The following is a 10,276-nucleotide window of genomic DNA, read 5'->3' on the forward strand; positions in this document are numbered from 1 at the left end:
CCATGATCGCGGTGAACCGGCCCTGCTCGAAGTCGACGTCCACGCCGTCCAGGGCGCGCACGATCGCCTCACCCTTGCCGTACGTCTTCGTCAGGTTCCTGGCCCGGACGGCACGGGCGGCCCTGCCCGAACCCGGAGCCGGCTGGTCCGCCGGGACGTACACGGTGGTGTCCACGAGATTCTCCTCGGTGATCGACGCTGCTGGATGCTGGCGCCGCTGGATGCTGGCGCTGCTGCGTGCTGCGCGGGCCGCCGGTGGCGACACGCGCCGGGCGACGCCTGCGGGAACGTGTCCCGCGAGCGGCCCGGAAGTGGTCCGGCCTTCCCGGGGTGGACCCCGGTTCGGCCGGCATCAACGAACCTACGGAGCCGGGGCGGGTCTGGACATCGGGCGTCGGCCTGATCCTTCCCTGGTCGTGTCATCCCTTGGTCGTACATCTCGTCAGTCCCGGGTAGGGGCAGTCCCCCAGGGGTTGTGCCCCAGGGAGCGCGACGGTAAGCCTGTGGAAGCCGGGGTTGTGCACAGAAACCCTGGTCAGGGCCCTGGCGCGGACCGGCCGGCGCAAGGCTGGGGGCATGACCACACCCCCGCCGCCCGACGACGCCGTGCGCGTGACCCTGCACCCGGGCGAGGACGTGCTCCTGCGGCCGGGCAGCCGGCTCGGCGAGGTGCGCGGGCCGCTGGCCGCGCTCGCCCGCCGCCCCGAGCTGCGGTGGGCGGCGCTGACGGCCGACGGTGTGCGCCTGACCGACGACCAGGTGGTCGGCGAGCGCCCCCTGCTGCCCGGCGCCGTGCTGCGGGTGCGGCGGCCGGACGGCGCCGGGCCGGGGGCGGCCGGCCCGGATGCCGGGCCCGGACCCGGTCACGCCGCCGCCGGTCTCGACACAGCCGGGCTCACCCGGGCCTGGCTGGTCGTCCGGGTGACCGGTCCCGACGCCGGGACCGTCGTGGGTGCCGACAGCCCCTGGGCTGCCCTCCGGACATGGGCCCGCCTGCGCCGGGGCGGGCGCCTCGTGATCAGCCGGTCCCGCGGTCCTGCCGCACTGCTCGCACCCCGGCCGGACACCGCGCCGGGCGGCGTCCCGTGGCCGCTCGTGCTGCTCCCCGCGGTCGCGTCACTGGTGCTCGCGGCGGTCCTGCGTCAGCCGGTCCTGGCGGTGTTCGCCCTGGTAGGCCTGGTTGTGGCCGCCCCGCAGCTGCGCGCCGCGCGGCAGCGGACGACGGGCCGGGGCGCCGCGCGCGGCGGGGCGCGCGAGCTGCCCGGGCCGGCGCGCCTCCTCGCCTTCGCGCACGCCGCGCTCCACGTCTCGCCCGGCGCGTGGACGGCGGCGCGGGAGGCCTGGGCGGCCGCCCTGGCGCGAGGCGCGACGGCGGCCCCCGGTGCCGCGTCCGGAGCGGCCGTGGACCTCCCGTCCGCACCGGACGGCCCGTGGGCCGCGCTGCTGCGGGACGGCGCGGTCGCCGTGCTCGGCCCGGGGGACCTCGCCCGGTCGGTCGCCCGCGCGCTGGTCGCCGGGCTCGCCGCCCGCGGCGCGAGCGTGCGGGTCGACGACGGCGCCCAGGGCTGGTCCTGGACCCGCTGGCTCCCCGACGGCAGGCCGTCGGTGCTGGTGGTCGACGGCCCGCCGGTGGCTGGCGGCCCGCCGGGCAGGCCCGCCCCGTCGTCCGCCCACCTCATGGTGTCCGTCGGGTCCGTGCCGCCCGGCTGCCGGGCGCTGGTTCAGGTGCTCGACGCCCGCCGGGTCCGGATCACGGGGCCGGACGGCGCCGCGCGGACCGTGCCGCTCGTGGGCGTCACCGTCGAGTGGGCCGAGCACCTGGCCCGGCTGCTGGCGGGCGCCGCGTGGCTCGCCCGGACGGCTGCCACGCTGCGTGGCTCCGGCGACGGTCGCGACGACGACCCGCGCCTGCCCGCCGCCGTCTCCCTGACCAGGGCGCACGGTCTCGACGAGGTCCCCGGACCGGACCGGGTCGCCGCTGGCTGGGCGGGCGCGGGGGGCCGGGCGGCTGCGGAGGACCAGGCGGCTGCGGAGCACCGGACACGCGCCGACGGCTGGGCCGTGCCGCTCGGCCTCGGCGCGGACGGCGCGCCCGTGCTCCTGGACCTGGTCCGGGACGGGCCGCACCTGCTCGTCGCGGGCACCACCGGGTCGGGCAAGTCCGAGCTGCTCCAGACGCTGGTGCTCGGGCTCGCGCTCGCCCGGCCGCCCGCACACCTCGCGCTCGTGCTGGTCGACTTCAAGGGCGGCGCGAGCCTCGGTGCCTGCGGCCGGCTGCCGCACGTGGTGGGGCAGGTGACCGACCTCGAACCCGGGCTGGCCGCTCGGGCGCTCGCCGGGCTGCGTGCCGAGCTGCGGCGCCGGGAGCGGATCCTCGCGGAGCGCGGCGCGGCCGACGTCGTCGCGCTCCCGCCCGGTGTGCTGCCCCGGCTGGTCGTCGTGATCGACGAGTTCCGCGCCCTGGCCGACGACCTCCCCGCGTTCCTGCCGGCGCTGCTGCGCGTCGCGGCGCAGGGCCGGTCGCTCGGCGTGCACCTGGTGCTCGCGACCCAGCGGCCGGGCGGCGCCGTCGGCCCCGACCTGCGGGCCAACGTCAGCGCCCGGCTGGCGCTCCGGGTCACCGATCCGCTGGAGTCGCGCGACGTGGTCGACGACCCCGCCGCGGCGTACCTCCCGGGCACGACGCCGGGGCGGGCCGTGCTGCGCCTCGGTTCGGCGCGACCCGTGCTGCTGCAGTGCGCGCACGTCACGACGTCGCCCGAGGCGCGGCTGCCCCTGGTCCGCCGCGCGCCCGCACGGCCGGGAGGCCGCGCGACGGCGTCGCGCGTCGCCGTCACGGCCACGCCGGGACCGGACGCCACCGGACCGGATGCCACCGGGCAGGACACCACGGTGCAGGACGTCGCCACACTGGTCGTCGATGCCATCCGCCAGGCCGCCAGTGCGCTGGGTCACCGCCCGGGCGCGCCGCCCTGGCTGCCGCCGCTCCCCCGGTCGGCCGGAACCGCCGACCTGCCCCCGCGCACCCGGCGGGACCGGGACGGCCTCGCGCTCGCCCTGGGCGACGACCCGGAGGGACAGCGCCGCACGACGGTCGCCTGGCGCCCGGCGGACGGCCACCTCGCGGTAGTCGGCCCGGCCCGATCGGGCCGCACGACCGCACTGGTCACGGTGGCCCTGGCCGCGCTGCGCCGGGGCTGGCGGGTCCACGGGATCACGCGCGACGCCGCCGGACTGGCGGTACTGCGGGACCACCCCGGCTACGCCGGCACCAGCCACCCGGACGGCGCCGGGGCGCTGGACCGCCTGCTGTCCGACGCCGGGCCCGCCGCCCCCGGAACGGCACACGGCACGCTGGTGCTGATCGACGGTGTCGAGGACGTGCGCGGCACGCTGCCCCTCGCGACGCTGCGGTCGGGGGTCTCGTTCGCGGTGACGGCCGACGGCCCGTCCGTGGGCGGGCTGGCGGCGCGGTTCGGGCCGCGCCTGGTGCTGCTGAGCACCGACCGCGCAGCCGACGTGGTGCTCGGGGCACCGGCGATGCTCGCGGGTGCGGGCGGGCCGCCCGGCCGGGCCGCCTGGTGCGACCGGGACGATCCGGTGCTGTGCCAGGTGCTCGAACCGGAGGTCGCCCAGCCGGACCGGCCCCGGGTGCTCAGTCCTCCGAGCGGGTCCCGGACGTCGCCGCGACGACGGCGGGCGTCATGAGCAGCACGACCACGCCCACCGCGATCACGAGCGCGGCCCACCCGCCGGGGACGGCGGGTCCGCTGCCGCTCCCGACCGCCGCGATCGACCCGATGATCTGAAAGAGCTGCCAGGTCACGACGGGTCCGCGGCCGGATCGGCGACCCGCGAGAAGTGCCCGGCAACACACCACGAGAACCCAGGCGACTCCCAGGAGGAAGAGAACCAGAAAGAGGCTCACTCCTACTGACATGGAACCGCCCGTAATGAGTTCGCCAAGGAGCACCACGGCGAAGGCAACGAGGCCGATCACCTCGACCACCACGCCGATCACGAGGGCACGAAGAAACGCCGGGACACGAGGTGCGAAAAAGGCTTCCAGTACAGGCACGACGAACTAGGATACTGGCGAGAAGGGTATTCACAATAGTGTGACGGATACCTCAGGGTTCATGGCTCAGAAACTTCGCCGTAACCCCTTGTGCGAGCGTTCACGAGCGTGTGAACCTAGATGCAGCAATCCCACACACCCCCGAACACACCCCCGTCGGTCGCCGCCTGGCGCTCAGGGATCGGAAAACGATCCACAACCAGACCTGCGCGCCCCAGACGCACGACGACGATGCTCCCTAGTGGCGAGCCGGACGGTGGGAAGTTCCTTCCAAGGAGTACGTGACCATGGACTGGCGCCACCGCGCAGCATGCCTCGAAGAGGACCCCGAGCTGTTCTTCCCCATCGGCAACACGGGCCCTGCCCTGCTGCAGATCGAGGAGGCCAAGGCCGTGTGCCGTCGCTGCGACGTAGTCGACACCTGCCTCAAGTGGGCGATCGAGTCCGGCCAGGATGCCGGCGTCTGGGGCGGCATGAGCGAGGACGAGCGCCGTGCGCTCAAGCGCCGCACCGCGCGCGCTCGTCGCGCAGGCTGAACCGACAGCACAGCACCACCCCGCACCACGTTTTCCGCGAGCCACGCCTGAGCACGCCCCCTCCGCCCAGGCGTGGCTCGCGTCATTCCACACCTGTCAGACCCACAGGTCACCCCGGTGACCTGTGGGTCTGACACGTCTGGCGGGGTTCTGACGCGTCAGGGCGGTCAGGAGCGGGCCGGCTCCGCCACCCGCAGCACGAGCTGCAGCACCACCTCGGTGCCGCCGCCGGGCCGCGCCGACCACTCGATGGTCCCGCCGAGCTCGTTGGTGACGAGCGTGCGCACGATCTGCGTGCCCAGACCGCTGCCGGGGCCCCGTCCGCCGGCGCCGCCGTTCTCGGGCAGCCCCACGCCGTCGTCGGCCACGACCACCCGCAGGTCGGAGTTCTCGCGCTCCACGGCGATCTCGACCGTGCCCGCGGAACGCCCGACGAACCCGTGCTCGACCGCGTTGGTGACCAGCTCCGTGAGCACGAGCGCGAGCGGCGTCGCGTCCTGCGCGGGCACCATGCCGAACGAGCCGGTCCGCACGGTCCGCACCGAGGTGTCCGCCGACGCGACGTCGGCCGTGAGCCGCAGGGCCCTGCCCACCATGTCGTCGAGCTCGACCTGCTCGTCGAGCGTCTGCGAGAGGCTCTCGTGCACCAGGGCGATCGTCGAGACGCGCCGCATGGCCTCCTCGAGCGCCTCCTTGGCCGCCGGCACGTCCATCCGCCGGGCCTGGAGCCGCAGCAGCGCGGCCACGGTCTGCAGGTTGTTCTTCACGCGGTGGTGGATCTCACGGATCGTCGCGTCCTTGGTGATGAGCTCGCGCTCGCGCCGGCGCAGCTCGGACACGTCGCGGCACAGCAGCACGGCGCCGATGCGCTGGCCGCGGTCGGTCAGCGGCATCGCGCGCAGCGACAGGGACACCCCGTGCGCCTCGATGTCCGTGCGCCACGGGGCGCGCCCCATCACCACGAGCGGCAGCGACTCGTCCACGGGCTGGAGCTGCTCCACCATGTCGGCCGTCACCTCGACGAGGGACTGCCCCACGAGCGGGCCGATCACGCCGAGCCGGTGGAAGCACGACAGCGCGTTGGGGCTCGCGTACAGCACCTCGCCCTCGGAGTTGAGGCGGATCAGGCCGTCACCCACGCGCGGCGCGCCGCGGCGCGAGCCGGTCGCGGCGTTCGGCAGGGGGAACTCGCCCCGCGGGATCATCGCCACGAGGTCGTCGGCCGCCTCGACGTAGTTCAGCTCCAGGCGCGACGGCGTCCGGCCCGAACCGAGGTTGGTCTGCCGCGCGATCACCGCGACCGCCGTGTCCTTGTGCACCACGGGGATCGCCTCCTCCCGCACGGCGTACGCGCCGAACCAGCGCGGCTCGCGGGCGCGCTGCGCCTTCGCCTCGGCCATCGCCTTGGCGAGCTGCGGGCGCTGCCCCTCGGGCGCGAACGAGCCGACGACGTCGTCGTAGTGCACGGTGGCACCCGTCGACGGCCGGCACTGGGCGATCGCGACGAACCGCCCGTCATCGGTCGGCAACCACAGGACGAGGTCCGCGAACGCCAGGTCCGAGACCACCTGCCAGTCGCCGACCAGGAGATGCAGCCACTCCACGTCGGCCGGCTCGAGGTCGGCGTGCTCAAGGATCAGGTCACTCATCGCGGACACGCGCCAAGCCTATGTCGGAACCGGCTCATGGACCGATGAGTGCTCGGCGCGTACCCACGGCCCGGGCACGGCTCCTCCAGATCGGACGCGCGCAACGCGTCGGTTAGAGTTCCACCACCGGCATGCCCCGTCGGCGCGAGGAGGAGAGCCCGTGCACCTGACAGTGGACCTGACGTTCCCCGCAGACATCGACGACGTCTCCGCGATGCTCGCCGACGAGTCGTTCGTGCGGTGGCGCGCCCAGCGCTCCACCGGCTCGGTGAACGGCGTGGTCGAGCAGGCCGACGTCACGGGGACCGCGGTCACCGGCTTCACCGTCGTGGTGCGGCGCACCCTGCCGACCGACATCATCCCCGTGCAGGCGCGCCCGTTCGTGGGGGCGCACCTCGAGATCCGCCAGGCCGAGGCCTGGGAGGCGGCGTCCGAGGGGCGCCGCACGGGCACCGTGGCGGTCGAGATCCTGGGCGCGCCGGTGCGGGTCACGGCCACCGCGGCCCTGACCGCCCTGCCCGACGGCGGCACCCGCCTCACCTACGCGGGCGACGTCCGGGCGACGGTCCCGCTGTTCGGCACCGTGATCGAGGAGGCCGCAGTCAGCGCCGTGCGCACCACCCTCGAGACCGAGGCCGAGGCGGGCCGCGACTGGCTCGCCGGCAAGCGCACCGGAACGGCCTGAGCCGTCCCGGACGGGACTTCCCCTGACGGGGATGTCCCTGCCAGGATGCCCCTGCGGATCGCGCCGGACGGCGCGACCCGCGTCAGATCCTGACGAGTTTTTTCCCTTCCAGGCACGACTGCGGCATTTCAGACATCGTTTCTCAATTGGTACTTTACGTTCGTTCCACCTCGTTCGTTTCCCGACGGCGAGGTGCTAGAACCTGAGCGAACATTCGTGTCGGATGTGGGCGAGTTTGTGCTCTGATATCGCTTTCACGCATCGACACGCGTACCGAACACAAGGAGTACCAGTGCCCACCAAACACGGACCGGTCCGAAGCCGGACCGTCGCCCCTCACCGCGCGGCCGCTGCCGCACTCGCGGCCCTCGTCCTGCCCCTCACCGGATGCGGCTCGCTCCTGGGTGAGGAAGCCGCGGGCTCCGACGGCGACGACGCTCCGATCACCCTTACCGTGTCCACGTTCAACGACTTCGGGTACACCGACGAGCTGCTCGCCCGGTACACCGAGGAACACCCGAACGTGACCGTCGAGCACATCGTGGCGCCGACGTCCGACGAGGCCCGCCTGCAGATGCTCAAGGCGTTCACCACGGGTGACGGGTCCGAGCTCGCCGACGTGGTCGCGGCCGAGGTCGACTGGCTGCCGGAGCTGATGGAGCACTCGGAGCTCTTCGAGGACCTGACGGACCCCGAGGTCACCAAGCGCTGGGTGGACTGGAAGGTGGCGCAGGCCACGACCACCGACGGCAAGCTGCTCGGCTACGGTACCGACATCGGCCCCGAGGCGATCTGTTACCGCGCCGACCTGTTCGAGGCGGCCGGGCTGCCGACCGGCCGCGACGAGGTCGCCCAGCTGCTCGGCGGCAAGGGCGCCACGTGGGACCGCTACTTCGAGGTGGGCCGCCAGTTCACGGCGCAGTCCGACGCCGCGTGGTTCGACGGCACCACCGGCATGTTCCAGGGCATGGTCAACCAGCTGCCCGCCGCCTTCGAGGACCCGGCGACGCAGAAGCCGACCGACCTGGCGACCAACAGCGAGGTCCGCGCGATCTACGACCAGATCACGTCCGGCATCAACGACGGCCTCTCGGCGGGCCTGGAGCAGTGGACCCCGCAGTGGACGGCCGGGTTCCAGCAGAACGCGTTCGCCACGATGCTGTGCCCCGGCTGGATGATGGGCCCGATCGAGTCCTACTCCCAGGGGGTCAAGGGCTGGGACGTGGCCAACGTCTTCCCGGGCGGCGGCGGCAACTGGGGCGGCTCGTTCCTGACGGTGCCCTCGGCCGGTCTGCACACGGAGGAGGCCAAGGAGCTCGCCGCGTGGCTCACCGCACCGGAGCAGCAGACGGAGGCCTTCACGACTGCCGGTGCGTTCCCGTCGCAGCTCGAGGCCCAGGGCTCCGAGGCCGTGCAGGGCTACGTGAACCCGTTCTTCAACAACGCGCCGGTGGGCACGATCTTCACCGCCCGCGCCCAGTCCATCGACGGGGCCCCGCACAAGGGGCAGTACTACTTCGCCATCCGTGACGAGGTCAACAACGCGCTGGCCGCCGTCGACGCCGGGACGAACAGCCCCGAGATCGCCTGGAACCAGGCGGTGCAGACCGTCTCCGGCTTCCGGATCAAGGAGTAGGCGAACCAGGCTTCGCCCACCCCCTGCCTTGACACGGCAGGGCCCGGACCGCAACGATCAGGTCGCGTGGTAGCGCTCCCACACCCCAGGAGTGGGAGCGCTCCCAGTGCCGGTACGCAGCTGTGCCAAGCGCGGCACGAGATCGCGACCCGCAGGAACCCGTAGGACCAGACCGCACGACAAGGGAGTCCCCAGTGCTGAGCAGTACCCGACCCACGCGGCGCGCAGCCGCCCGTACCCTCCAGGCGACCGCCGGCGTGGCCGCCGTCGCGCTCGCCCTCACCGCCTGCGGCGGTGGATCCGACGAAGGATCTGGCGAGGAGGACGGCCCGATCACCCTGAAGGTCGCGACGTTCAACGACTTCGGCTACACGGACGAGATGCTCGCCGAGTACACCAAGGAGCACCCGAACGTCACGGTGGAGCACGTCAAGGCCGCCACGACGGACGACGCGCGCAGCAACATGACCACCAAGCTCGCCGCCGGCGGCGAGGGCCTGGCCGACATCGAGGCCATCGAGGTCGACTGGCTGCCCGAGCTCACGCAGTACCCCGACCTCTTCACCGACCTGGCCGACCCGGAGCTCGAGGGCCGCTGGGTGGACTGGAAGGTCCAGCAGGCCACCACGACCGAGGGCAAGGTCATCGGTTACGGCACCGACATCGGCCCCGAGGCCATCTGCTACCGCGCCGACCTGTTCGAGAAGGCCGGCCTGCCGACCGACCGCGCGGAGGTCGCCGAGCTGCTCGGTGGCGAGGACGCGACGTGGGAGGACTACTTCGCCGCGGGCCGTGACTTCGTCAAGGAGTCGGACGCCGCCTGGTACGACAGCTCCGCCGGCACCTTCCAGGGCATGATCAACCAGCTGCCCGCCGCGTTCGAGGACCCGGAGACGGGCGAGGCCAAGGACCTGGGCGACAACGCCGAGGTCAAGGCGATCTACGACGAGATCGTCGGCTCGGTCGAGGACGACCTGTCGGCCGGCCTGGAGCAGTGGGGCGACGACTGGGTCGCCGGCTTCCAGAACGACGCCTTCGCGACGATGCTGTGCCCGGCCTGGATGACCGGCCCGATCGAGCAGAACTCCGGTGGCATCGAGGGCTGGGACGTCGCCGACGTCTTCCCCGGTGGCGGCGGTAACTGGGGCGGCTCGTTCCTGACCGTCCCGGCCTCCGGCGAGCACACCGAGGCGGCCAAGGAGCTCGCCGCGTGGCTGACCGCCCCGGAGCAGCAGACCAAGGCGTTCGAGACCTCGGGCACGTTCCCGTCGCAGATCGAGGCGCAGGAGTCCGAGGCCGTCCAGGGCTTCACCAACGAGTTCTTCAACGACGCCCCGGTGGGTCAGATCTTCTCCACCCGGGCCCAGGCGATCGAGGGTGCCCCGTACAAGGGCGCGCACTACTTCGCCATCCGTGACGAGGTCACCAACGCGCTCAACCGCGTCGACATCACCAAGTCGCAGGACGCCGACGAGTCCTGGGACGAGGCCGTCGAGAAGGCTGCCGCGCTCGGCTGAGCAGGCACTGCCTGAAGCGGGCCCGTCCCGGGCCTGAACTGCTGGCCGCGACCGGTGGCCGGGCTCGTCGAGACACGTGTCCCCGCGCGGCCAGCTGGCTCTCCGCGTTGGGCACGCCGACGACGGCCGTGGCGAGCTGCCAGAACGCGAGCGCGGCGAAGCCCACCGCGACCAG

6 protein-coding genes and 1 pseudogene are annotated in these 10,276 nt (G+C 73.4%); 5 read left to right on the plus strand and 2 right to left on the minus strand.

Annotated features, from left to right (window positions below; genetic code table 11):
- Positions 1–163, minus strand: a pseudogene (locus AB0I29_RS27555) (ABC transporter ATP-binding protein); the annotation flags it as partial.
- Positions 164–576: 413 nt separating this feature from the next.
- Between AB0I29_RS27555 and AB0I29_RS27560 the strand changes: the two are divergent.
- On the plus strand, positions 577–3,708 hold the full coding sequence (locus AB0I29_RS27560) for an FtsK/SpoIIIE domain-containing protein (protein WP_357487460.1): 3,132 nt from the start codon (positions 577–579) through the stop codon (positions 3,706–3,708).
- Between the two features lie 657 nt (positions 3,709–4,365).
- Positions 4,366–4,614, plus strand: coding sequence for a WhiB family transcriptional regulator (locus AB0I29_RS27565; RefSeq protein WP_026365970.1), 249 nt, complete (start codon positions 4,366–4,368; stop codon positions 4,612–4,614).
- Between the two features lie 167 nt (positions 4,615–4,781).
- Here AB0I29_RS27565 and AB0I29_RS27570 read toward each other — a convergent pair whose 3' ends face one another.
- Positions 4,782–6,263, minus strand: coding sequence for a PAS domain-containing sensor histidine kinase (locus tag AB0I29_RS27570; protein WP_285105921.1), 1,482 nt, complete (start codon positions 6,261–6,263; stop codon positions 4,782–4,784).
- A 160-nt stretch (positions 6,264–6,423) separates the two neighbouring features.
- Here AB0I29_RS27570 and AB0I29_RS27575 point away from each other — a divergent pair, with 160 nt between their 5' ends.
- From AB0I29_RS27575 to AB0I29_RS27585, 3 genes are all read left to right on the plus strand, one after another.
- Entirely contained in the window at positions 6,424–6,948 is a 525-nt protein-coding gene (locus AB0I29_RS27575) for a DUF2505 domain-containing protein (RefSeq protein ID WP_182619209.1), read from the plus strand.
- A 292-nt stretch (positions 6,949–7,240) separates the two neighbouring features.
- Positions 7,241–8,584 (plus strand): ABC transporter substrate-binding protein, encoded by a 1,344-nt coding sequence (locus AB0I29_RS27580; protein WP_357487463.1) that lies wholly within the window; start codon positions 7,241–7,243, stop codon positions 8,582–8,584.
- A 194-nt stretch (positions 8,585–8,778) separates the two neighbouring features.
- A complete protein-coding gene (locus AB0I29_RS27585; RefSeq protein WP_285105889.1) occupies positions 8,779–10,101 on the plus strand; it encodes an extracellular solute-binding protein in 1,323 nt (440 codons plus the stop codon).
- Positions 10,102–10,276 lie beyond the last annotated feature (175 nt).

The sequence above is a fragment of the Promicromonospora sp. NPDC050262 genome (assembly GCF_040655935.1).
In the GTDB taxonomy this organism is placed as follows: domain Bacteria; phylum Actinomycetota; class Actinomycetes; order Actinomycetales; family Cellulomonadaceae; genus Promicromonospora.